Raw genomic sequence first — 23,702 nt, 5'->3', positions numbered from 1 at the left:
ATTTTCCAGACGATCCGTGGAGGATTGCAATCATGGCAACGCGCCATGCAAACATCGAAAAATGAAGCGCGAGAACCTCCCATGAGACACACGGTTTATTGCGTTCTATGCGTTCTCGCCACACTGGCCTTGGGTATTCTTGCGGCACGCTACGTCGCCGATTCCTGGCTTCTGGCCTTTTTCGAGAGCCTGCAGACCCACATCAGCCTGTTTGCGATCATCCTTGCCTTGATCGCATTCTTCTTCAAGCGCCATTGGTATTCGCTCTTCCTGACTGCGGTCGGCGCCGTGCTCCTCATTCACTCGGTCCTCATGCTGCAGGAATATTCCACCTCCTCCCTCGTCGCATCGGCGGAGGCGGGCGGCAGCCATTTCAGGCTGCTATCCTTCAACATCGAGGATAGCAATTTTGAGAATGGCCCCCGCATCGCCGACCTCATCGTCGGCTCCAAAGCCGACGTCGTCGAAATTTTCGAGGCGGGACCGATTTTCTCGGAAATGGATCGCATCCTCAAAGTCTATCCTTACCGCATCGGCTGCGGCGTGATGACTACTGATTGCGATTCCTTGATACTGTCAAAAAGACCGTTTCAGACCCAGCTCATGCGCAGCCTCGGCAGCCTCTGGGACAATCGCTTCATTCTGGCCACCATCGACATGGATGGCCAGCCCGTGAATTTCGCCTCGGTTCATCTGAGCAAACCCTATTTTGACGAGTTCCACCAGGTCGAGCTTGGTCTCCTCGCTGCAGCTCTCGAGGACGTGAAGGGACCATTGCTTCTCGCCGGCGACTTCAACGCTTCGGTCATCACGCCCGACATGCGCGATTTTCTCGCCACGACCGGTCTGCGTCACGCCTTTCCAGAGCCGGCAACCTGGCCGATTGCTGCTGGAGCCTATGGCATCACCATCGATCACGTCTTCGCCCGCGCTCCGCTACGGCTGATCTCAGTAAAGCAGATCCGCGATGCGATGGGCTCCAACCATTTTGGCCTGATGACGGAGTTCAGCGTGCCGCGGTCTCCGTAATCCCGGCGCGCCTTAACCGATACGACCGGACCTGATCAATCGGCATCTGCAGCGATGAACCCGCCGGATTGACGTGCCCAAAGCTCCGAATAGAGACCGCCACGGGCAATCAGTTCCTCGTGGGTTCCCTCTTCGATGATCTTCCCCATGTCGATGACAACAAGCCGGTCGAGCTTGGCGATGGTCGAGAGGCGATGCGCGATCGCAAGAACGGTCTTGCCGTTCATCAGCGCATCGAGGTTGGACTGCAGCACGGCCTCGGCCTCCGAATCCAGTGCCGAGGTCGCCTCATCGAGCACCAGGATCGGCGCATCCTTCAGCATGGCGCGCGCGATCGCGATGCGCTGGCGCTGGCCGCCCGAAAGCTTGACGCCGCGTTCGCCGACATGAGCGGAGTAGGCCGTGCGCCCCTTCTGATCCTCGAGAGCGGTGATGAAACGATCCGCCTCCGCCCGTCTTGCCGCCTCCACCATCTGCTCGTCGGTGGCGTCAGGGCGACCGAAGAGAATGTTGTCGCGAATGGAGCGGTTAAGGAGCGCCGTATCCTGCGTCACCATGCCGATCGCGCCGCGCAGCGACTCCTGTCTGACGGCCGCGATATCCTGGCCATCAACCAGGATACGGCCACCTTCGAGGTCGTAGAAGCGCAACAGCAGATTGACGAGCGTCGTCTTGCCCGCTCCCGAACGGCCGACGATGCCGACCTTTTCTCCCGCGCGCACATTGAGCGAGAAATTATCGATGATGCCGCCGCCGCGTCCGTAGTGAAAGGTGACATCGTCAAAACGTATCGCAGGGCCGATGATCGTCAGATCACTGGCTTCGGACCGGTCGACCAGACCGATTGGTTCCGAGATCATTTCGGCCGAATTCTGGATCGTGCCGAGATTGCGCATGATGGCGTTGAATTGCGACATCATGCGGCTGAAGAGCATGTTCAGCCGCAGCACCATGCTGAGCGTGAAGGCGACGCCGCCAGTCGAAATCTCGCCTGAAAGCCAGAGATGCACCGCCAGCGCGCCGATTGCCGTGATCATGACACCGGACAGCAGCGCCAGAGACGAGCGCACGCCGGTCAACAGCCGGGTGAACGGTATGACCGCCGCCTGGAAGCGGTCGAAGCCATTGCGGATATAATGGTCGTTCTGCTCTTCCCGCCCGAAGAGCTTCAGCGTCTGGATATTGGCATAGGCGTCGACCATGCGGCCGTTCAGCATCGAGGATGCCTCCGCCGCATTGCGCGCATGCTCGCGTATGCGTGGAACAAAGTGGCGGGCGAGCAGCAAGAAGATGCCGATCCATACCGCGATCACCAGTGCCAGCCGCCAGTCGAGCCCACCGACGAGCGCAATGGTCGAGGCAGCATAGATGATGATGAACCAGACCACTTGCAGCAGCGACACGACCAGATCACCCGTCGCCTGGCCCGCAGACCAGACCTTGCTGACAACGCGACCGGAAAAATCATTCTGGAAGAATTCGACCGACTGTCTCGCCACATGCCGGTAGGCCTGCCAGCGCACGAGATTGAGGAAGCCGGGAACGACGACCTGCTCCTCGACCAGCGCACCGAGGCTGACCACCACGAAGCGTACGATAAGCACGACGAAGACCATGCCGAGCAATGCTGCTCCGTGGCCGGCCAGCAGCCCGCTCCACCCCTCGCCCGGCTTCACCTTGTCGAGAATATCGACCAGATGGCCGACAAACCAGAAAAGCGCCGCCTCCAGCACGGCAACCGCTCCGCCGAGCACCGCCATCGCCAGGAACGGCCCCTTCGCTTGCCCAACATAATACCAGATGAAGGCACCAAGCGACCGTGGCGGCCGTAGGTCGCCGCTGCGATAGTATGGATCAATCCAGGTCTCGAACAGACGGAACACAAAACGGATGAACATCTAAGCGATATAGGGAATTTTAGCAGGACCGGAAAGTAAAGACGGCCCCCGGCAATGGTTACATTTTCGTTAGAATACGGTGCCTTATGATTTGAGAGACGAACGCGGGCTAACGATCGACCTGCAATTTCATTCAAGACCGGAGAAGACGACGCCGCGATATTGCTCGAAGCCATCACCGAGTGAGATCCATGCCCGCTATTTCCGCCAAGGCCGACGCGATGCATCCGCTGCATCCGTCGTCAACACACATCAGACCTCAACCTGACCGCCTGGACATCTTGCGCCGAGCGCCGTCCGAAAGGGGCGTAACGGCTCAAGCCTTGCCGCCAATGTGTCACCTCTCCATGGACGCCAAGGCATGAGCATGGAGTTCCTGATAACGACCTTCATCATCGTCGCATCCCCTGGCACCGGAGCGATCTATACGCTGGCTGCCGGATTATCGGGCGGTGCAAGAGCGAGCATGATTGCCGCATTCGGCTGCACGCTCGGCATCGTCCCACATTTGCTCGCCGCGACAAGCGGCCTTGCCGCGCTCCTGCACACCAGCGCCGTGGCCTTTCAGGCGCTCAAATGGCTCGGCGTCGCCTATCTGCTTTACATGGCCTGGTCGATGTTTCTGGAGCGAGGTGTTCTGCGCGTTCACGGAACTCCGACCGACAAGAGCACGCGACAGGTGATTGGCTCGGCAGTCCTGATCAACCTGCTCAATCCGAAACTATCGATCTTCTTCTTCGCCTTCCTGCCGCAGTTCGTGACGCCGGATCAGGCAAGCCCGATTGCGCTGATGCTGAAGCTCAGCCTGATATTCATGGCGCTCACCTTTGTTATTTTCACAGCCTACGGTGTGTTCGCGGCCTACCTGCGCCGCCACATCGTCTCAAATCCGACCGTTCAGTCATGGATGCGACGAAGCTTCGCAACCGCATTCGGATTGCTCGCGGTGCAGCTCGCTCTGGCGAGCCGTTAGCGAGCATCGTCGCCTTCCACGTCGTTGTCGCGTTTTGAATTTTGGGAGATGGCCGCCTTGGCGTCTTCCGGATCAGCTCGACCCGTGTTTTGCGAAGACGGCATGGCCGAAGGAGCCTGGAAACAACAACTGGGGCGCCTCAGCGCCCCAGTTGTCAGTCGCATTATTGTGCCGCCGTCTCGACTTCCTCGTGATCGGCGAGGAAACCGCCGGACTGGCGGCTCCAGAGCTCGGCATAGATGCCGCCACCATGGGCCAGTTCCTGATGGGTGCCCATCTCGATGATCCGGCCCTTGTCGAGAACGACGAGGCGGTCCATCTCGGTCAGCGTCGACAGGCGGTGGGCGATCGCGATCACCGTCTTGCCGTGCATCAGCGCGAAGAGGTTCTCCTGGATCGCCGCTTCCACTTCGGAATCGAGCGCCGAGGTTGCCTCGTCGAGCACCAAGATCGGCGCGTCCTTCAGGAAGACGCGGGCGATCGCGATACGTTGGCGCTGGCCACCCGACAGCTTGACGCCGCGCTCGCCAACCTGTGCATCGAGCCCGGTGCGGCCATGCATGTCGACCAGCCCTTCGATAAAGTCCCAGGCATTGGCGCGCTTGGCCGCCTGGATGACCTCTTCGTCCGTCGCATCCGGACGGCCATAGGCGATGTTGTCGCGGATCGAACGGTGCAATAGTGACGTATCCTGCGTCACCACGCCGATCATCGAGCGAAGGCTGTCTTGCGTGACGCCGGCGATATCATGGCCGTCGATGGTGATGCGGCCGCTTTCCAGATCGTAGAAGCGCAGCAGCAGGTTCATCAGCGTCGTCTTGCCGGCGCCGGAGCGGCCGACGAGGCCGACCTTTTCGCCCGCCCGGATATCGAGGGTCAGATCCTCCATGACACCCTTCGCCTTGCCATAGTGAAAGCGAATGTGGTCAAAGCGGATCGCCCCCTGCTTGGCGACGATCGGCGCGGCGGCCTGCTTGTCGACGATATCGTGCGGCTTCGACATCATCTCCATGCCGTCATAGACGGTGCCGATGTTTTCGAAGAGCGCCGAGACTTCCCACATCACCCACTGCGACATGCCGTTGACGCGCATGGCAAGGCCGATGGCAATGGCAATGGAGCCGACCGAGATCGAGCCGCTGAGCCAGAACCAGATCGACATGGCCGAAACGATGAACAGCGCCGCGCAGTTGTTGAAATAGACCGAGGCGTGGAACAGCGTCACCTTGCGCATCTGCTTGTGGACGGTATCGAGGAATTCCTCCATGCCGGCCTTGGCGTATTTTTCCTCGCGGCCCGCATGCGAGAACAGCTTCACCGTGGCGATATTGGTGTAGCTGTCGACCACGCGGCCCGTCATCGTCGAACGAGCATCGGCCTGCTGCGCCGCAATCTTGCGCAGCACCGGCACGAAATAGGCGACGATCGCGACATAGACGCCGAGCCAGACGAGGATCGGAATCATCAACCGCCAGTCGGCCGCCGCGATGACCAGGATCATCGACAGGAAGTACGTGAACACGTAGACGAAGACGTCGAGGATCTTCATGACCGTTTCGCGCACGGCAAGCGAGGTCTGCATCACTTTGGTGGCGACGCGGCCGGCAAACTCGTTGGCGAAGAAGGTCATGCTGTGGCGCAGCAGAAAGCGGTGCATCTGCCAGCGCGCGATCATCGGATAGTTGCCGAGCAGCACCTGATGCATGATGAAGCTGTCGAGGATCGCCGCGGCTGGCAAGCCGATCAGCACCATCGCGCCCATCCAGAACAGCTTGTGCCATTCCGTCTGCAGGAAGGTTTCCTTATCCGCGTGTGTCAGCCAGTCGACGATATCGCCGAGGAACTGGAACAGCGCGACTTCGCCGATCGCGATCGACATGGTGAGGACGCTCATGGCGATCAGCCATGGCAGAGCCGGCCTGGAATAGTGCCAGCAGAAGGCGAAGAGGCCGCGCGGCGGAGTATCCGGCACCTCGCTCGGGAATGGATTCAGTCGGCGTTCGAACCAGCCAAACATTGAAATGCTCCAAAGACTCGACCCTTCGACCACCCACTGCGCCTAAAGGTCGCACGCATATATGGTGGTCGGGCGGTAAAACGACGAGGCCATGTTGGCCGCGCAATGACTTAAAGAAGGGGATACTTGCGAATACGCGCCTTGAAGGCGCTCAATAGATCCGTGGCTTCACGGCGCAGAGGCGCATCATCACAAACAAGATATCCATCTGAGCCTCCTTCTTTCGCAAGTTGTAGAGCGCCCGTCTTTTAGCGCGACTTTTCTTGTTTGAAAAGCGAAATATGCCCGAAAAATGGGCTAAATCCTTCAATTCTGCTTATGGGAAGCATCACAGAAACGAAGAGCTCGCGAAAAGTCGAAGACAAGTCCGGGCGATTTCGCTAGTTCCAGCGCATGACAAAACTGCGCATCGCCCTCTACCAGCCCGATATTCCCGGCAACACCGGCACAATCCTGCGGCTCGCCGCCTGCCTTGGCCTCGGCGTCGATATCATCGAGCCGGCCGGCTTCGACATATCCGACCGCAACCTGAAGCGCGCCGGCATGGATTACCTCGCAGCCGTCACCCTGACCAGGCACGTCAATTGGGAGCGCTTCGAGACATGGCGGGAGGAAAGCGGACGGCGGCTGGTGCTGGCCTCGACGAAGGCAGCGCAACGCTACACGGATTTTGCCTTCCACGACGACGATATTCTTCTCTTCGGCCGCGAGAGCGCCGGCGTGCCTGATCATGTGCATGAGAGAGCAGACGGTCGCATCCTGATCCCCATGGTCGAGGGCCAGCGCTCCATCAATGTTGCGATGTCGGCGGCGATGATTTCAGGCGAAGCTCTGCGACAAACGCAATGGTAGCCGCTGGCGCCCGAGCCTGAATGTCACACCCCAATAGCCGTTGGCACGCCTGACAAAGTGTGAGAAGCTTCGCTACGGAATGCTCTAACTCAGGCAACCTTGGCGAGGTGACCCATGTTCCAGACGGCATTCACGCTTTCCCTGACGCAGTTCGCACGCAGCCTGAGCCTCCCCGAACGGCTGCAGCGCTCACCTGCCCGCAACCTGGCTCTCGAAGGCCTGCGCCAGCGCAACCTTGCGCTCGACGCGCTGTTCTATGACGTTACCGTGATCACGCCGGAAGAAGCCTTCTACATCAGCGACTCGCTGGCCGCCGAAGGCGCGATCATGATCGTGCCGCCAAGCGGGCTCGGGGCGCTGACGCTCTGCGAAACCATCGATGAGTTCGTCCTGCGCGGCGGCGCCGACACCCGGGCGCTTGCCGTGGCAGGCATCGGCGGCTCCGCGCTCGGGGCAGCCGCCTTCGCGCGCAACGTGGCCGATGCGGTCGACGCGCCGGTTGCAGTCGTCGTCTCGGGCTACGGCCTGGCCGATGTCATCACAGAAGCCTTCGGCGGCTTGTTTTTCTTCGGTCACCTGAAAGGTTTGCGGCCCTTCCTCGAAGGCCTGGATGACCTTGCCGGTCGCCCCAAGGTCGGGGCGCAGGCCGAGGCAAAGGCTGCCCGCTCCAGCCTCGACACGAGAACGGTGCAGGCGCTCCTTTCCGACCCCCGCCTCTCCTTCCGCCTGCTGACGGGGCACTCCAAGGGCAATCTCGTCTTGTCGGCCGCGTTGCACAATCTCTGGAAACGGGATGAAAGCCGGGTCGCCGAACTGGCGCGGCACACGAAGATCGTGACGATCGGCGCGCGCATTGCGATGCCGCCGGTATTTACCGATGTCGTCGATGTCATGGGTGAGTGGGACTGGTTCGGCGAAATCAATTCCAGACGGTTCATCCCCGCCGATCGGCGCGTTGCGCACGCATGGCATCATACGAACACCGACCTTAGCGGCCATCTGCCCGTCACCACGACGTTGATGGAAATCTTTGCCGCATCCCCCATCGCGAAAGACCCGAGGGTCCGCGAGCGCGACGCTTCAAAACTGGGCGCCGCGGCTGAAGCACCGACAACGGCGGAACGCAAGCCTCCCTCGCCAGGAAGCGGCAACACAGCCACGATCGAGAACGTCAAGAAAGCTTTCTCCGCCGGCCCGACGCCGGGCGTCCAGCCACCCTCATCCGGCCCATCGGATGAGGGACAGTCGTCGAAACCCCATTGAGCGAGCGCCACACTACAGGCCAGCGCCCCGAGGACACGGAAACGCGCCTCAGCCTGTTCATCGGTCGCGGCAGGTGGCCATGTCGCCCGCGTCAATCCGCCGACGGCAAGCGCCGCATGGTGAATTCGATGCGATCGCCGTCCACCTGACGCCAGCTTTCAACCTCGGTCCAATAGGCAGCTTTCGGGAATTCATCGAACCATTCGCGCGCCTTTTCACGCGCTTCGGGGCGGCTCAGACAAAAGGTCTCGCGAACGAATTCGCTCTTCCCACCGGCCGGATGTTCCTGCCGGTAACGGAATATTCTGTTTCTCAACCCATCCAGGGGCGGCGGTCCGGGTATCTTCATGATAAAACCTCGCCTTTGAGAGAGGGAACATAATACCGCATTGTGAAATTTGCGAGTCGATTCTCCTGCGACGCTGCTGCACTGGCTGCGCCGCAATCTTGCTGATATTCCAAATCACGATACATAGAGAGCGAATCGCGGGCCGCCGGTTGCTCGCGCCGTCGGAGAGCATGAATGGAACGACCCAATCTTCCCAAGGGATTACCCGAGGATATTGAAGAAAAGAAAGAGGCAGCGCGACACTGGTTCGAAGGCCTGCGCGACACAATCTGCGCGGAATTCGAGCAGCTGGAGAACGAGCTGACTGGCCCCCTTTCCGACCAGGAACCGGGCCGCTTCGTCGCCAAGGACTGGCAGAGAGACAAGGGCCAGGGCGGCGGTGGCCGCATGTCGATGATGGAAGGCCGCGTCTTCGAGAAGGTCGGCGTCCACACATCGACGGTCTATGGCGAATTCTCTCCTGACTTCCGCAGCCAGATTCCAGGCGCCGAAGAAGATCCGCGCTTTTGGGCTTCGGGGATTTCGCTGATCGCCCACCCCGTCAATCCCAACGTGCCGACCGTGCACATGAACACCCGCATGGTGGTGACGACAAGCCAATGGTTCGGCGGCGGCGCCGACCTCACGCCGATGCTCGACCGGCGCCGCACCCAGGAAGATCCCGACAGCGCCCTCTTCCATCGCGCCATGCAGATCGTCTGCGATCGCCATGCCGTCGCCGACTACCAGCGCTACAAGAGCTGGTGCGACGAATATTTCTTCCTGAAGCACCGCAACGAGGCGCGGGGCATCGGCGGCATCTTCTTCGATTGGCTGCATTCGACGGAGGATGCCGGCGGCTGGAATGCCGACTTCGCCTTCACCCGCGATGTCGGCCGCGCCTTCGCGATGGTCTATCCGCGCATCGTCCGCTCCAATTTCAACGAGACATGGACGGAAGAGGATCGAGACGAACAATTAATTCGTCGCGGGCGCTATGTGGAGTTCAATTTGCTGTACGATAGGGGTACAATATTTGGGCTGAAGACAGGCGGCAATGTCGAGTCGATCCTATCGTCTCTGCCACCTGTGGTGCGTTGGCCCTGATATATCGCGCGGGTGGCCGCGGTCTTCCCCTAGCCGCCCGCGAAATACGCAAGCGCAGCGAAAGAATCTGACAGATCGCGATGCGCTTCAAGCGTTCAACATTAAATGATCGGACAACGCCCTGAAATCGGCAGGAGGAGTGCCTAAGTGACCTAATGCTCGTTCCAATCGGAGGAGGTTGTAATGGCAGCAGAGAAACAAGTCACGGAAGCTTCGAAAGAACAGAAACTTTCGCGCACAGTCGATAGTCCAGAGTTCATCATCCGACTGGCCGAGGATATGCGGACCCGTAGCGGGTCCGACCTACCCCTTTCCTGTTTCGTAGAACAGGTGAGGATGCAATTGGCAGGCAAATCTCCGAGCGATATCGCGAGCTTCGCGGCCGATCGCTCGGCCAGGCAAGCGCCCATTACCCGATATCAGTCGTCGGACTGCTTCAAGTCCTGGGCGATGCCGGATTGATGTCCGGAAAACCGCCGCCGGCAAGCAAGAGGCTTGCCGGACGGCAGAAACCTTTTCCCGTCCGTTGCGTTTAGGCCTTCATGCCCTTCGCATGAAGGGGCGGGAAACTATGAAAGGAAGAGGAGGAAGATATGCGACTGTTCGAATGCGGAACCCTCGTACCGGGCTGCGCCTGGCATACCCGCGCCAAGGATGACGCCGAAGTCGTTCGCCGCGCCGTCGAGCACATGCGCGAAGCGCATGGTGAAACCGTCATACGCGAAAACATGGTCGACAATATCAAGGCAAGGATTCGTGACGAGGCCCACGCGGCCTGATCCATGGTTTGGCCTACCGGCCCGAAAATCGGGCTCTAAGGTCAACCATTGGCCAAATCCTTCAGTCGGGCGAGAAGACTCGCCCGGTTCATCGCGAAATTCCCATCAAGCCATTCCTGTTCCAGCTTGCCGAGAAGTTCGCCGACGCGTGGTCCGGCGCTAACACCGGCGGCAAGCGCATCTGCGCCATTCAGCGGGAAAGCCGGCCTTTTCCATTTCGCAACACGCGCCAGCAATCTTCCGAGCCTCGCGACGCGCGCCATCTCCTCGAAATCGTCTTCCGCCTTGCTCCGGGCAACCGCCAGCGCCAACTTCAGGCGAACGGCGACCCCGGATGGGTCATGACGATAAAGCAGGCGATCGAAGGCCGCATCCGCAATATCGTCTTTAACCGCGGGCGCATTCGCCCAGGCCTGAAGATAGGCGCCTTCTGCCTTCGAGAGGCGCAGCCGCTCCGCGAGCTTGGCAAGCCTTGCCGCGTCGGGCGGCACGATCGCGGCAAGCCGCAGCAAAGGCTCCGCCGGCCAGCCGAGAACCTGTTCCGCGGCGACGAGCCCCGGAATGGCGTCGATCCCCCACTTCTCCGTTTCCGGCAGCACTTCCGTCAATATGCCGATCTGGCGCATCCAGAGCAGCGCCCTGCCCGGGTCCTGAGCCGCCAGCAGCTTCTTCATTTCGGACCAGACGCGCTCGGCCGAGAGCGTTGAAATCTTCGACTTTGCGGCGGCACAAGCACGCAACCCATCGGCATCCGGCCGGCCGCTGCCATAATAGGCGAAGAAGCGGAAGAACCGCAGGATGCGCAGGTGATCTTCGGCAATTCGTGTGGCCGCGTCGCCGATGAAGCGAATATTGCGGCGCTCCAGATCGGCAAGCCCGCCGACGAGATCCACGACCTCGCCATCGGACGAAGCGTAAAGCGCGTTGATCGTCAGGTCGCGCCGCTCGGCATCCGCCTGCCAATCCCGGCTGAAGGCAACCACGGCACGGCGCCCGTCTGTTTCAACATCGCGCCGCAAGGTGGTGATTTCGAACGGCTTTCCATCGATGACCAGGGTGACGGTGCCATGCGCGATGCCTGTCGGCACCGCTTTGATTCCAGCCGCCTCCGCTCGTTCCACCACCGTTTCCGGCAACAGGGTTGTGGCTATGTCGATGTCGGCGACCGGCAGCCCCATCAGACTGTTGCGGACGGCGCCGCCGACCACACGCCCCTCGCCGCCATCCGCATCGAGCAGCGCCAGCACGCGCTGCAAAGCCTTATCGCGAAACCAGGCCTCATCGGCAACGGACGTCATGTATAGAGCCTTTCATAAAGCGTGCGGACGATGCCGGCGGTAATGCCCCAGATCATTCGTTGCCCGTAGGGCATGCGGTAAAAATGGCGCTCGGTCCCCTGCCAGAGCATCGTGTCGGTGACGTGGTGGTCGGGGTCCATCAGGAAGGAGAGCGGCACCTCGAAGGCATCCTCCACCTCAGTCGGATTGAGAGCCAGATGAAAGCCCGGCTTCACCACGGCGAGAATGGGCGTGATGCGAAAACCCGTGGCCGCGAGATAGTGCGGCAGCCGCGCGACGGGCTCTATGAAGATATCGGCCAGCCCGATTTCCTCGCCCGCTTCGCGCACCGCCGCCATCTCCGGCGATGCGTCCTCGGGATCGATGGCTCCACCAGGAAAGGCGATCTGGCCGGAATGCTTGCGCAAGGTCGAGGTCCTGAGCGTGAAGATGACCTTGGCATCGTCGCCGCTGTCGACCACGGGGATGAGCACCGCGGCATCCTTGAGCTTCAAGCCTGCGACCTGCGAAATGGTTTCCGGGTTGAGGCGGTGATCGCCATGGTCGCGCCAGGCAAGCTCGACAGGGCTGCCACTCTGATGGAGGGCGCGACGGCGGAATTCATCCGCGGAATAAAGGGGGAATTCATTCATCGAGTGAGTGCATCCAGTTCGGCAACCGGCATGACGGGAAAGATGGAGCTGCCGGAACGTACGCAGAATATCTCCCGCCCGGCAATTTCGACGGGTTCGCCGAGCTCGATGAGATCATACATGACCGCGCGCGTCACCAGAGCCTCCAGGCGTCCACGAACATGCAGATAGGGCTTAAGCTCGTCGTTCTCGCCGCGAATGACGAAACGGATGGGATGATCCCTGCCCGCCTCGACGACATCGCCGACATTCGTGCGGAAGGTCAGCACGCGCCTCCCGTCCCGCTCCGTCACGCTCATCTCGACTGCGACGAAGGGCGCATCGACGACGCGAATGCCGACCTTCTCCACAGGCGTCACGAGATAGGTCTTTCCGTCTTCATCCTTGCGCAAGACTGTGGAAAACAATCGCACCAGCGGCGCGCGTCCGATGGGTGTTCCGAGATAGAACCAAGTGCCGTCAGCGCGGATCTCCATGTCGAGATCGCCGCAGAACGGCGGATTCCAGCGATCGACGGGTGGCAGGCCCTTCTTGGAGCCGCCGCTGTCGCCGGCAGCGCGCGAAATCAGCGCCGCGAGGCTCGCTGCGTCGCCGGTTGCCCTGATTTCCTCGGTTGCCATTCTTCTGTCCCGGTTCGTCGTTAGTCAGGAATATGACAGTTCTCACGAGATAGTCATTTGAAACGTGCTTGTCAGCCATCTTGCTGGCGATAAGTTGTATTGATTATGAGGCAAATGTGTAACGTCTGCGAATCGCACGCACCGTTTTACTGCCATTGGAGACGCAAATGGGCATGATCAAATCGACCGAAACGAGCCTCGACGAGCAGGCGATCATCGCAGCGGCCGAAAAGGCATTGAGCGATATCGCCCGTGTCCGCGAAGAGGTGTCGAAGGTCATTTTCGGCCAGGAAAGCGTCGTGGAAAACACGCTGCTCGCGGTGCTCGCCGGCGGCCACGCATTGCTGGTGGGCGTGCCCGGTCTTGCGAAGACGAAGCTCGTGACGACGCTCGGCGCAGTCCTGGGTCTCGCCTCCAACCGCGTTCAGTTCACGCCGGACCTGATGCCCTCGGATATTCTCGGCTCCGAAGTGATGGACCAGGACGAAACCGGCCGCCGCTCCTTCCGCTTCGTCAAGGGACCGGTCTTCGCACAATTGCTGATGGCAGACGAAATCAACCGCGCCTCGCCGCGCACGCAGTCGGCTCTGCTGCAGTCGATGCAGGAATATCACGTCACCATCGCCGGCCAGCGCTACGACTTGCCGGCGCCGTTCCACGTTCTCGCAACGCAGAACCCGCTGGAGCAGGAAGGCACCTATCCGCTGCCGGAAGCCCAGCTCGACCGCTTCCTGCTCCAGGTCGATGTCGATTATCCCGAGCTTGCAGACGAGCGTCGCATCCTGCTTGAAACCACGGGCCTCAGCGAAGCGACGCCGCAGGCAGTCATCGGTGCCGAGCGTCTCCTCGAAATACAGCAGCTGATCCGCCAGATGCCCGTCAGTGACGGCGTCGTCGACGCGATCCTGTCTCTCGTACGCTCCGCCCGCCCCGGCCAGGGCAATGCCTCCACAGACAAGCACGTCGCCTGGGGTCCGGGCCCGCGCGCCGGCCAGGCCATGATGCTCTGCGCCCGCGCCCGTGCCCTCTACGAAGGCCGGCTTGCGCCGTCGATCGACGATATCCATGCACTCGCCGAGCCGGTCTTGGAACACCGCATGGCGCTGACCTTTGCCGCCCGCGCCGAAGGCATGTCGGTGCGTGATGTCATTGCAGGGCTGGTCAAGCAGTCGAAGTCGTAATCCGGATGTCGAGGAGAGTATAGCGCGTGGCATCCATCGGACAGACCGTCAGACCGACTTCAGGCAATGATGCCCTCTCCCGAGCCCGCAGCCGCGCCGCCCTCGTGCCGGATTGCCTCGTGGAAGCCAAGCGCATCGCCAATACGGTCATTGCCGGATGGCACGGCCGGCGCAAGCGCGGCATCGGCGAGAATTTCTGGCAGTTTCGCCCCTATACCGAAGGCGAGAGCCTGTCGCGCATCGACTGGCGCCGCTCCGCCCGCGACGATCATACCTATATCCGCGATCATGAGTGGGAGGCCGCCCACACCATCTGGCTCTGGGCGGATCTGTCGCCATCCATGTTGTACAAGTCGACCTATGGCCATGCCTCCAAGGAGGGTCGCGCGCTTGTCATCATGCTTGCGCTGGCAGAAATCCTGTCCCGCTCCGGCGAGCGCATCGGCTGCCCCGGCATCATGGAGCCGGTATCGACCCGCAACGCCGCCGAGCGTCTGGCCGCCGCCCTGATGCACACGCCGCTCGAAGGCGGTCTTCCACCGACGGCAATGATCCGCGGCTGGAGCGATATCGTGCTGATCGGCGATTTTCTCGATGATGCCGACAGCATCATGGGCAGGATCGGACCGCTGGCACGCCGGGGCTTGCGCGGCCACGTGATCGAGATTGCCGATCCCGCCGAGGAACTCTTTCCCTATAGCGGGCGCACCGAGTTCAGCGATCCCGAAACGGGGTCGAAGCTGATTGCCGGCCGCGCCGAAAACCTGCGGGACGACTACCAGCGCGCCTATCTCGCCCGCCGCGAAAATCTCGGCCAGTCGCTGCGCCATCTCGGCTGGACCTTCGTCAGCCATCGCACCGACCGGCTGGCCTCGGAAGCGCTGGTCGCCGTGCACATGTATCTCTCAGGCATGCCCGCGAGAGTGGCCTCCGGAGGGCAGCCATGAGCGGTCTCTCCTTCGCATTCGCATCACCCGCCATCCTCGGCGCCCTCATCCTGCTCCCTGCGATCTGGTGGCTGCTGCGGCTGACGCCGCCACAGCCGCGAACGGAAGTCTTTCCGCCGCTGCGCATTCTGGCAAGCATCCTCAAGCGCGAGGAAACGCCGGCGCGCAGCCCCTGGTGGCTGACGCTGTTGCGCATGCTGCTTGCGGCGCTGGTCATTCTCGCCATCGCCAATCCGATGTTCAATCCGCGCACCAACACGCTTTCGAGCAGCGGGCCGCTGGTGCTGATGATCGACAACAGCTGGGCAAGCGTCTCGGATTGGGAGCGCCGGGTGCGCACCGCCGATGCGCTGATCGACGATGCCGATGCCAAGAGCATTCCGGTTTCGATCACCTTCACCGCCGAGCAGGGCAATGACGCGACACCGGGCGCCGCAACATCGGCGCGCGACAAGCTGCACGCGATGAATCCAAGGCCGCTGGTGCCGGATCGACAGCGGGCCGCAGACGCCGTGAAAGCAGCGCTCAACGGCACAAAGCCCGGCACAATCGCCTTCATCTCGGACGGCATCGAAAGCAAGGAAAAGGACGATATCGTCAGCCGGCTCGCCGCCCTGCAGCCGAGCGATCTGCGGCTGATCGAAGGCAACGGCCGCGACATCGTCGCGATCACCGGCGCAACCAATAACGCCAGCAACATGACCGTCACGGCAACGCGCCTGAACGGCGATGGCCCGATGCGCCTGGGATTGACCGCGCAGGACAATCAGGGCCGGCCGATTGCCGCCGGCTCGCTTGATTTCACCGGCGGGCAAACGGTTGCGACCGGCACCATCACCGCCCCCTTCGAAATGCGCAATGATTTCGCCCGCATCGGCATCGACCGCCAGGCAAGCGCCGGCAGCGTCTATCTGCTCGACGACGGCTTCCGCCGCCGCCGCGTAGCGCTCCTTTCCGGGCAGGCCGCCGACGAATTCCAGCCGATCCTGTCGCCGCTCTATTACATCCAGCGCGCGCTTCAGCCCTATGCCGACCTGACGCAGCCGAACAGCGCCGACCTGGCAAAGTCGATCCCCGAGCTGCTCGCGGGCAACCCCTCCGTCATCATCATGGCCGATGTCGGCCGACTGCCGCAGGAGACCTATGCGCCGCTGCAGAAGTGGATCGAGAATGGCGGCACGCTCGTCCGCTTCGCCGGTCCGCGCCTTGCCGCAGCCCCTGCCGACGACCCCCTCGTGCCCGTCACCTTGCGGCAGGGCGAGCGTACCTTCGGCGGCGCCCTTTCCTGGGCCGAACCGCAGCCGCTTGCCGACTTCCCGACCTTCGGCCCCTTCGCCGGCATGCCGAAGCCGAACAATGTGCTGATCAAACGACAGGTTCTGGCCGAACCGACGCCGGATCTGGCCGAACGCACCTGGGCAAGCCTTGCCGACGGTACGCCGCTCGTCACCGAAAAGCAGATGCAGGCCGGCCGCATCGTCCTCTTCCATGTCAGCGCCGAGCCGCAATGGTCCGACCTGCCGATTTCGGGCGATTTCGTCGAGATGCTGCGCCGTATCGTGCAACTGTCGCGCGCCGGCGGCGTCGCCTCCGCCGCGGATGGCAAGGCATCGAAGGCGAGCGAAGCAATGCCGCCTTATCGGCTTCTGACTGCCAAGGGCGTTCTGACCAGCGAAATCGGCAGCGCCCGGCCCCTGGAACCGAACAACAAGGGCGCGGCCGTCGCAAACTTCGACAATCCACCCGGCCTCTACGGTTCCGAAGAAGGCTTCAGTGCGCTCAACACGCTCCCGAACGGGGCAGCCCTCAAGCCGTTGGATACCTCGGCGACGAGCGCTGTTGCGCGCGAAGACCTGATTGGCGGAGAGGCATGGTCGGCAAAACCGATCCTCTTCACGCTCGCCTTCCTCTTGCTCCTGGCCGACAGCGTGATCGTCCTGTTCATGAACGGTGCTTTTCCACGCCTCAAGAGATCGGCAGGGACGATCGCCGGCGGTGCGGCGGTGCTGTTGCTGGCGGCCTCGCTTGCCGTCTTCCTGCATCCGGCAAATGCGGTGGCCGACGATTCCAAGCCGGGCGACGACGCCATCTTTTCAAGGCTGGACAAGACGCATCTCGCCTATGTCGTCACGGGCGAAGCCAGCGTCGATCACATTTCGGAACGCGGGCTTGCCGGCCTCTCCGAGTATCTTACCTATCGCACCACGTTAGAGCCCGGTCCGCCGGTCGGCCTGGATCTCAACAAGGATGAACTGGCCTTCTATCCGCTGATCTACTGGCCGATTTCGGCAACCGCGCCGATGCCGTCCAACGATGCCATCAACCGCATCGACGCCTATATGCGCAATGGCGGCACCGTGCTCTTCGATACGCGAGATGCGATCGACACGATGGGCGACACCTCCTCGCCGAGCCCGAACGGCCAGCGTCTGCAGCAGATCCTCGCCAATCTCGACATTCCGCCGCTGGAACCTGTGCCGGCGGGCCATGTGCTGACGAAATCCTTCTATCTGCTGTCGAGCTTTCCCGGCCGCTATGCCGACAGTCCGCTCTGGGTCGAAGCAAGGCAGGATACGCGTCGCGATGCGAATGCGGTCGCAACGTCCGACGGCGTGACGCCGATCATGATCACGGGCAATGACTTTGCCGGGGCCTGGGCCGTCGACGACAATGGCGCGCCGCTGCTGCCGACAGTTCCCCCCGACGAGACCCAGCGCGAATATGCCTACCGCACTGGGGTCAACATCATGATGTACATGCTGACCGGAAACTATAAGTCCGATCAAGTCCACGTTCCGGATATCCTGCAGCGCTTGGGGCAATAATTATGAATATCGGTTTTGCCCCTTTCCTCCCCTGGCCAGTCCTCGCCGCTTTGGCGGCGCTGATACTCGCCATCGCAGCGCTCGCGATCTACCGGCGTCTGCGCGGCAGCTGGATACGTGCGCTGGCCGGCTTCGCCCTGCTGATCGCACTCGCCAATCCCGTGCTGATGCAGGAGGATCGCGATCCGCTGACAACGATCGTCCCTGTCGTCGTCGACCGCAGCCTCAGCCAGCAGACGCCAGAACGCGCCAAGATGACGGACGAGGCGCTGGCGATGCTCAAGGATCGGCTGGCGCAATTCCCGCGCATCGAGCCCCGCATCGTCGAATTCCGCGATCCGGCCGAATCGGATTCGCCGTCGACACGGCTCTTCTCGGCCCTGTCCTCGGCAATCGCCGACGTGCCGTCCGCCCGCATCGGCGGAGTGATCTTCCTGACCGACGGCCAGATCCACGATATCCCCGGCGTCAACCAGCAGCTCGGCTTCGATGCGCCCATCCACGGGCTGATAACGGGCAAGCCGGACGAATTCGACCGCCGCATCGAGATCGTGCGCGCACCGCGCTTCGGTCTCGTCAACGAGGAGCAGCAGCTCGTCTTTCGCGTCGTCGACGACGGCAAGAGCCCGGGCGGCACCGCAGCCGTGACGATCAAGATGAATGGCGATGAAATCGCGACGCTGCAAGCAACGCCCGGCCAGGACATGCCTTTCAGCTTCAAAGTGCCGCGCGCCGGCAACAATGTCCTCGAATTCTCCGTCGCCGAGGTGCCCGGCGAGGTCACGCCCACCAACAACCAGACCGTCCAGCTGATCGAAGGCATCCGCCAGAACATGCGCGTCCTGCTCGTTTCGGGTGAACCGCATGCCGGCGAGCGCGCCTGGCGCAATCTGCTGAAATCGGACGCGTCGGTCGATCTCGTGCATTTCACCATCCTGCGTCCGCCGGACAAGCAGGACGGCACGCCGATCAACGAACTGTCGTTGATCGCCTTCCCGACCCGAGAGCTTTTCGTCGACAAGATCAGCTCCTTCGACCTGATCATTTTCGACCGCTACCAGGACCGCCAGAACGTCCTGCCGACGATCTATTATGATTATATGGCGCAATATGTCGAAAACGGCGGTGCCCTGCTGGTTGCTGCCGGTCCGGAACATGCCGGCGGCAGTTCGATCGCGCTGACCCCGCTTGCCTCTGTGCTGCCGGCCGAGCCGACAGGCCAGATGATCGAGAAGGCCTTTTATCCACGGCTCTCGGATCAGGGCCGCAAGCATCCCGTGACGCGCGGCCTGGATGGCTCCGACACCGAGCCGCCGCATTGGGGCCGCTGGTTCCGCAGCGTCGACGTCGAGAAGCCGCAGGGGCAGACCGTGATGGTCGGCGCCGATAACAGCCCGTTGCTGGTGCTCAACCGCGTCGGCCAAGGCCGTGTCGCCATGCTGCTGTCCGACGAGGGTTGGCTCTGGGCACGCGGCTTTGAAGGCGGCGGTCCGCATGTGTCGCTCTATCGCCGCATCGCCCACTGGCTCCTGAAGGAACCGGCGCTTGAAGAGGAGGCGCTGACGGCCAACGCCGCAGGCCGGAGGCTTCAGGTGACGCGCCAGACCATCGGCGACGATCCCGGGCCGGCCACAATCAAGACGCCATCGGGCAAGACGGAAACCTTGCCGCTGAAACAGACGCAGCCGGGTCTTTATCAGGCCGACAAGCACATGGACGAGATCGGGCTCTATCAGATCGCCAACGGCAATCTGTCGACGCTGGTCCATATAGGCGCGATCGACGCTCCCGAATTCAAGGCGATGATCTCGACCACGGAGACGCTGAAACCGCTGGCGCAGAAGACCAAGGGTCTCGTTACCCGCGTCGCCGGTCCCAATGGCAGCGTAACCGTACCGCAGGTCTTGCCGGTGCGCGGCGCGGTGCGCGTCGCCGACGGCCAACGCCTGACCATTCGCATGACCGACGAAACCGTCTTGAAGGGAATCAACACCCTGCCGCTCTTTGCGGGCTTTGCCGGCCTTGCCGCCCTCCTCTTTGCCTTCTCGGCCACATGGTGGCGCGAAGGACGGTGAACGTGATGAAAATCGAAGTGACGGATACTCCGTCGGAAAGCGAACTTGCGGCCATAAGCACGGGATTGACGGCCTTCAACACCGCAGATGTCGGACCGTCCGGCCGGCAATCTCTGGCGGTTCTGATCCGCGACGACGCCGGCTCGACCATCGGCGGCATCTCCGGCTACACGGCCTGGGGATGGCTGTTCACGCAATGGCTTTTCGTGCCGGAAAGCCTGCGCGGCCAGGGCATGGCCGGCAAACTGCTCGATGCGGCGGAAGCCGAAGCAAGCGCGCGCGGCTGCTTCGGCGCGTGGATCGATACCTTCAATCCGCAAGCGTTGAAGGCCTATCAGCGGCAGGGTTATGCCATCTTCGGCGAGCTGCCGGATTTTCCCGCCGGCCGCAGCCGCTTCTTCCTGCAGAAGAAGTTGCCGCCCCGCTGATATCAGGCGGGGCAATCTCGTCGGTGCAATGAAATGACCTAAACGGCGATCGCCGTCAGCTGCCCAACATCGTCCAGGTCTTCGTCGTCTTCGGCTTCGATGACCAGAGCCGAATCGTCGCGCCAGATGATTGAACCAGGCAGCCGCGCATGTGTATCCGCAGCAATCGGCACCACCAGCACCCGGTTGGGATCGACGGGACCTGGGAAGGCCAAGACGTTATAGGCGACCTTCTCGAAACCGAGTGGGCAATAATAGGGCGGATCGCCAATAAGGATCACCGCCTCCGACCCCCTGCGTCTGGCAGCGGCGACGGCAATCCGCACCAGTTCCCGGCCAATGCCCTTGTTCTTGTGCGAGGGGCGTACGGCAAGCGGGCCGAGCAGATGTCCCTTGACCGATCCGGCCAGTACCGGCGTCATCCGCACGGAGGCAATGGTCTCGCCGTCGTCGGCGCAGATGAAGGAGAGCGAGCGGTCATGTGGCCCCTGCTCGCGAATACGGGCAGCCGCACGGGTAAACCGACCCGGACCAAATGCTTCTTCGTTGATGATTTCGATAGCAGCGTCGTGCGACGCATCCTCGGTGAGGTAGACCAGATCGTGCTTGTACATTAGCCCAAGAAAACCAGATAGACGGACGATATTGTTCTCGAAAGCGCTCGCGGAGCGTTCAAGTTCATCGGCGTCGTCGCAGGCTTCTGGTTGCTTTCATGACAAGGGGTTCCTCAAAGTGTGAAAAGCCGGATAGCAGGAAATATTCGGCACGTCCAACGCAAAATGCATGTTGCCGTCTATTGATGCAAGATCGTGTCCGCATCATGTCTTGTTGCAGAGCGTCATGCCGGTCAAGGAGCCGCTCCGCGGCGCATGCGACGCAGTGTTCATCATTTGCGGTCTCGAAATCCGGCTTGCAAACCGTATTTTCATCGCGAGTTTCGGCAACACCTCCGAAAGGATTAAGCAATGGGCATATTGGTTGATGGCGTCTGGCAAGACGTCTGGTACGACACCAAGGAGACGAAGGGCCATTTCAAGCGCGCCGCTTCGCAATTCCGAAACTGGGTGACTGCCGATGGAAGTCCCGGCCCGACAGGTTCCGGCGGTTTCAAGGCGGAGGCCGGGCGTTACCATCTCTACGTGTCACTCGCCTGCCCCTGGGCGCATAGAACCCTGATTTTCCGCAGGCTGAAGCAACTGGAAGAACTGATCTCGGTCTCGATCGTCGACCCGCTGATGCTGGAAAACGGTTGGGAGCTCAATGGGAAGGACGGAGGCACCGGAGACCACCTTTTCGGCGCCAAGGCACTCTGGGAAATCTACGTGAGAGCCGATCCGCAATATTCCGGCCGCGTCACCGTTCCCGTTCTATGGGACAGGCAGACGGGCACGATCGTCAGCAACGAATCGGCCGAAATCATCCGCATGTTCAACACCGCCTTCGACGGCTTGACCGGCTCGAAGGCTGATTTCTATCCCGCCGATCTGCAAACCGAGATCGATGGCCTAAACGAGCTCGTCTATGACACGGTCAACAACGGCGTCTACAAGGCCGGCTTCGCGACGACCCAGGACGCCTATGCGGAAAATGCGTTGCGCGTCTTCGAAACCCTCGACATGCTCGACGAGCGGCTCGCGGCAAAACGCTACCTTTTCGGAGATCGGTTGACCGAGGCCGACTGGCGGCTGTTCACTACCCTCGTCCGCTTCGACGCGGTCTATGTCGGCCATTTCAAATGCAACATCCGCCGCATCGCCGACTACCCGAACCTCTCGGCCTATGTCAGGGATCTCTATCAGGTTGCCGGCGTTGCCGGGACCGTAGATATCGAGCACATCAAGAAGCACTATTACGGCAGCCACAAGACCATCAATCCCATCGGGATTGTGCCGGTCGGCCCCAAACTGGACTTCGATCGCCCGCATGGGCGGGAGCGGCTGGCAAAGGCTGCCTGATCCGAAGGCCGCTACCAATAGCTGGAGGGAGCCACCGCTCCTTCCAGCTCCTGAAGCCTGCGGTAGGTTGCTTTCGTCGTGCCCGGCGGCAGCGCATCGACCGCAAAGAAGCCGCTTTCGACAATTTCGCGATCCGGCTTGCGCGGCGCGGTCTGCGTGACTTCTACGCGGTAGAAGACGACGTGGTCGCGTTTGCTGCTATGATTGTTTAAGTAGACCTGGAAGAGCTGCGGCTTGCCCGAGATCATGAGATTGCCCTCCTCGCGCAACTCCTTCTCAAGCGCCTGCCCCACCGTTTCATGGCGCTCGACACCACCGCCGGGCATATGCCAGCCGGCAATATAGGAGTGGCGAACCAGAAAGATCCGCCCGTCACGATCAAAGCAGGCCGCGCGGACACCAAGCGTCATGCTCCGGGTCAGTACGAAATACACATGCAGCAAGCGGCCGAACAAACGCACTGCGAAACTCTGCCTTTCGTCCCGTCGATTGTCTCCGCTCATGACTGCCCCCCGCAATACCGATTGGCAATCGCACCTGGGATGTATTTGTTTTGACAATAGAGTGGGCTATGTCTCATCCCATGTTCAAGCTCGCGCATATTTCAGATGTTCACCTTGGTCCACTGCCACGCCTTTCGATCAGAGAACTTGCCTCCAAACGTATTACCGGATTTGTGAACTGGCATCGGAACCGGCGCAAGCATCTTTTTGGCGATACGCTCGACCTGCTTCTGGACGATATCAAGGCGAAACAGGCCGATCACCTGGCCATAACCGGCGACCTCGTCAATCTCGCAAGCGGCATTGAAATCCAGACGGCGGCCGAATGGCTGAAGACGGTCGGCGATCCCGCCCACACCTCTGTTGTTCCGGGCAATCACGATGCCTATGTGCCCGGCGCCTATGAAAAGGCGATGCGCGCCTGGTATCCCTATGTCCAGGGTGATCGCGCCCCTGCCGAATGGCAGGAAAGCCAGCGGATTTTCCCCTATCTGCGCATTCGCGGGCAGGTGGCGCTCGTCGGTTGCTCCACAGCCGTCGCGACCCCGCCTTTTGCCGCAAGCGGCTTTTATTCTGCCCGCCAGGCGCGCGAGACGGTGAACATTCTGCGCGCGGCCGGGGATGCCGGGCTCTTTCGCGTCGTCATGATCCATCACCCACCGATCCGAGGCGCGACCAGCTTCTACAAGCGCATGATCGGTATACGCCGTTTCGCAGCCGTCCTCTCGACGGGCGGCGCCGAGCTTGTCCTGCATGGCCATACCCATCTCAACACGCTGCACTGGCTGCGCGGACAGGTGGGTCCGGTACCCGTCGTCGGCATCGCTTCCGCATCGCAGGGCGTTGGCGGGTTGAAGCCGCCCGCCGCCTATAATCTTTTCACCATCGGCGGCCGGCCGGGTGCCTGGGAAATGAAAGCGGAGCGCTATAGCCTCGACGATAATGGCCGTGGCGTGGCCCCTGAAGGCTTCGATATTCTGGCGACGTGACAG

Annotated in this window: 22 protein-coding genes; 14 read left to right on the top strand and 8 right to left on the bottom strand. The window is 61.6% G+C overall.

Annotation, left to right across the window (positions count from 1 at the left end):
• Window positions 1–81 precede the first annotated feature (81 nt).
• Window positions 82–1,029, top strand: coding sequence for an endonuclease/exonuclease/phosphatase family protein (locus tag BJ928_RS18805; protein WP_047632125.1), 948 nt, complete (start codon window positions 82–84; stop codon window positions 1,027–1,029).
• Window positions 1,030–1,064: 35 nt separating this feature from the next.
• On the opposite strand, the gene BJ928_RS18800 is transcribed toward BJ928_RS18805, so the two are convergent.
• Window positions 1,065–2,927, bottom strand: a complete 1,863-nt coding sequence (locus BJ928_RS18800) for an ABC transporter ATP-binding protein (RefSeq protein WP_047632126.1) — start codon at window positions 2,925–2,927, stop codon at window positions 1,065–1,067.
• 361 nt (window positions 2,928–3,288) lie between these two features.
• Here BJ928_RS18800 and BJ928_RS18795 point away from each other — a divergent pair, with 361 nt between their 5' ends.
• Window positions 3,289–3,900 (top strand): LysE family translocator, encoded by a 612-nt coding sequence (locus BJ928_RS18795; RefSeq protein WP_047632127.1) that lies wholly within the window; start codon window positions 3,289–3,291, stop codon window positions 3,898–3,900.
• A 163-nt stretch (window positions 3,901–4,063) separates the two neighbouring features.
• Here BJ928_RS18795 and BJ928_RS18790 read toward each other — a convergent pair whose 3' ends face one another.
• Entirely contained in the window at window positions 4,064–5,917 is a 1,854-nt protein-coding gene (locus BJ928_RS18790) for an ABC transporter ATP-binding protein (protein WP_047632128.1), read from the bottom strand.
• Between the two features lie 393 nt (window positions 5,918–6,310).
• Here BJ928_RS18790 and BJ928_RS18785 point away from each other — a divergent pair, with 393 nt between their 5' ends.
• Both BJ928_RS18785 and BJ928_RS18780 read left to right on the top strand, forming a co-directional pair.
• Window positions 6,311–6,769: a tRNA (cytidine(34)-2'-O)-methyltransferase gene (locus tag BJ928_RS18785; protein WP_047632129.1), complete on the top strand. Its 459-nt coding sequence runs from the start codon at window positions 6,311–6,313 to the stop codon at window positions 6,767–6,769.
• Window positions 6,770–6,883: 114 nt separating this feature from the next.
• Window positions 6,884–8,032 carry a hypothetical protein gene (locus BJ928_RS18780; RefSeq protein ID WP_047632130.1) on the top strand — a complete coding sequence of 383 codons (1,149 nt, stop codon included), beginning with the start codon at window positions 6,884–6,886 and terminating at the stop codon, window positions 8,030–8,032.
• A gap of 91 nt (window positions 8,033–8,123) precedes the next feature.
• Here BJ928_RS18780 and BJ928_RS18775 read toward each other — a convergent pair whose 3' ends face one another.
• On the bottom strand, window positions 8,124–8,384 hold the full coding sequence (locus tag BJ928_RS18775; protein WP_047632372.1) for a hypothetical protein: 261 nt from the start codon (window positions 8,382–8,384) through the stop codon (window positions 8,124–8,126).
• A gap of 171 nt (window positions 8,385–8,555) precedes the next feature.
• On the opposite strand from BJ928_RS18775, the gene hemF reads away from it, so the two are divergent.
• From hemF to BJ928_RS18760, 3 genes are all read left to right on the top strand, one after another.
• Complete coding sequence (hemF, locus tag BJ928_RS18770) at window positions 8,556–9,467, top strand: oxygen-dependent coproporphyrinogen oxidase (protein WP_047632131.1); 912 nt, start codon at window positions 8,556–8,558, stop codon at window positions 9,465–9,467.
• A 183-nt stretch (window positions 9,468–9,650) separates the two neighbouring features.
• Window positions 9,651–9,929 (top strand): hypothetical protein, encoded by a 279-nt coding sequence (locus tag BJ928_RS39375; RefSeq protein WP_047632132.1) that lies wholly within the window; start codon window positions 9,651–9,653, stop codon window positions 9,927–9,929.
• A gap of 131 nt (window positions 9,930–10,060) precedes the next feature.
• A complete protein-coding gene (locus BJ928_RS18760; protein WP_047632133.1) occupies window positions 10,061–10,246 on the top strand; it encodes a DUF1059 domain-containing protein in 186 nt (61 codons plus the stop codon).
• A gap of 41 nt (window positions 10,247–10,287) precedes the next feature.
• On the opposite strand, the gene BJ928_RS18755 is transcribed toward BJ928_RS18760, so the two are convergent.
• The 3 genes from BJ928_RS18755 to BJ928_RS18745 are packed head-to-tail and all read right to left on the bottom strand — an operon-like array spanning window position 10,288 to window position 12,796.
• Window positions 10,288–11,544 (bottom strand): CCA tRNA nucleotidyltransferase, encoded by a 1,257-nt coding sequence (locus tag BJ928_RS18755; protein WP_047632134.1) that lies wholly within the window; start codon window positions 11,542–11,544, stop codon window positions 10,288–10,290.
• Window positions 11,541–12,176, bottom strand: a complete 636-nt coding sequence (locus BJ928_RS18750; protein ID WP_047632135.1) for a CoA pyrophosphatase — start codon at window positions 12,174–12,176, stop codon at window positions 11,541–11,543. Before BJ928_RS18750 ends, BJ928_RS18755 begins: the two co-directional genes overlap by 4 nt.
• Window positions 12,173–12,796: a DUF1285 domain-containing protein gene (locus tag BJ928_RS18745; protein ID WP_047632136.1), complete on the bottom strand. Its 624-nt coding sequence runs from the start codon at window positions 12,794–12,796 to the stop codon at window positions 12,173–12,175. The genes BJ928_RS18750 and BJ928_RS18745 overlap by 4 nt, the downstream gene beginning before the upstream one ends.
• Before the next feature lie 167 nt (window positions 12,797–12,963).
• On the opposite strand from BJ928_RS18745, the gene BJ928_RS18740 reads away from it, so the two are divergent.
• Genes BJ928_RS18740 through BJ928_RS18720 form a run of 5 tightly spaced genes read left to right on the top strand, consistent with a single transcriptional unit; the run spans window position 12,964 to window position 20,252 of the window.
• On the top strand, window positions 12,964–13,977 hold the full coding sequence (locus BJ928_RS18740; protein ID WP_047632137.1) for a MoxR family ATPase: 1,014 nt from the start codon (window positions 12,964–12,966) through the stop codon (window positions 13,975–13,977).
• Window positions 13,978–14,003: 26 nt separating this feature from the next.
• Window positions 14,004–14,924 carry a DUF58 domain-containing protein gene (locus tag BJ928_RS18735; RefSeq protein WP_047632139.1) on the top strand — a complete coding sequence of 307 codons (921 nt, stop codon included), beginning with the start codon at window positions 14,004–14,006 and terminating at the stop codon, window positions 14,922–14,924.
• A complete protein-coding gene (locus BJ928_RS18730; RefSeq protein ID WP_047632141.1) occupies window positions 14,921–17,749 on the top strand; it encodes a DUF4159 domain-containing protein in 2,829 nt (942 codons plus the stop codon). The genes BJ928_RS18735 and BJ928_RS18730 overlap by 4 nt, the downstream gene beginning before the upstream one ends.
• 2 nt (window positions 17,750–17,751) lie before the next feature.
• Window positions 17,752–19,824 carry a membrane protein gene (locus BJ928_RS18725; RefSeq protein WP_047632142.1) on the top strand — a complete coding sequence of 691 codons (2,073 nt, stop codon included), beginning with the start codon at window positions 17,752–17,754 and terminating at the stop codon, window positions 19,822–19,824.
• 2 nt (window positions 19,825–19,826) lie between these two features.
• Window positions 19,827–20,252 (top strand): GNAT family N-acetyltransferase, encoded by a 426-nt coding sequence (locus tag BJ928_RS18720; protein WP_120296635.1) that lies wholly within the window; start codon window positions 19,827–19,829, stop codon window positions 20,250–20,252.
• A gap of 38 nt (window positions 20,253–20,290) precedes the next feature.
• Here BJ928_RS18720 and BJ928_RS18715 read toward each other — a convergent pair whose 3' ends face one another.
• On the bottom strand, window positions 20,291–20,866 hold the full coding sequence (locus tag BJ928_RS18715; RefSeq protein WP_047632143.1) for an N-acetyltransferase: 576 nt from the start codon (window positions 20,864–20,866) through the stop codon (window positions 20,291–20,293).
• 351 nt (window positions 20,867–21,217) lie between these two features.
• Here BJ928_RS18715 and BJ928_RS18710 point away from each other — a divergent pair, with 351 nt between their 5' ends.
• Window positions 21,218–22,207, top strand: coding sequence for a glutathione S-transferase family protein (locus tag BJ928_RS18710; protein ID WP_047632144.1), 990 nt, complete (start codon window positions 21,218–21,220; stop codon window positions 22,205–22,207).
• 11 nt (window positions 22,208–22,218) lie between these two features.
• Here BJ928_RS18710 and BJ928_RS18705 read toward each other — a convergent pair whose 3' ends face one another.
• Window positions 22,219–22,710, bottom strand: a complete 492-nt coding sequence (locus BJ928_RS18705) for an NUDIX domain-containing protein (protein WP_047632145.1) — start codon at window positions 22,708–22,710, stop codon at window positions 22,219–22,221.
• Window positions 22,711–22,760: 50 nt separating this feature from the next.
• On the opposite strand from BJ928_RS18705, the gene BJ928_RS18700 reads away from it, so the two are divergent.
• Complete coding sequence (locus BJ928_RS18700) at window positions 22,761–23,699, top strand: metallophosphoesterase (RefSeq protein WP_047632146.1); 939 nt, start codon at window positions 22,761–22,763, stop codon at window positions 23,697–23,699.
• Window positions 23,700–23,702 lie beyond the last annotated feature (3 nt).

Origin of the sequence: Rhizobium sp. WW_1 (assembly GCF_003610155.1) — a bacterium.
In the GTDB taxonomy this organism is placed as follows: Bacteria; Pseudomonadota; Alphaproteobacteria; order Rhizobiales; family Rhizobiaceae; genus Rhizobium; species Rhizobium tropici_A.
The sequence above is the reverse complement of the archived record's forward strand: the minus strand, read 5'-3'. Positions and strand labels throughout refer to the sequence as shown.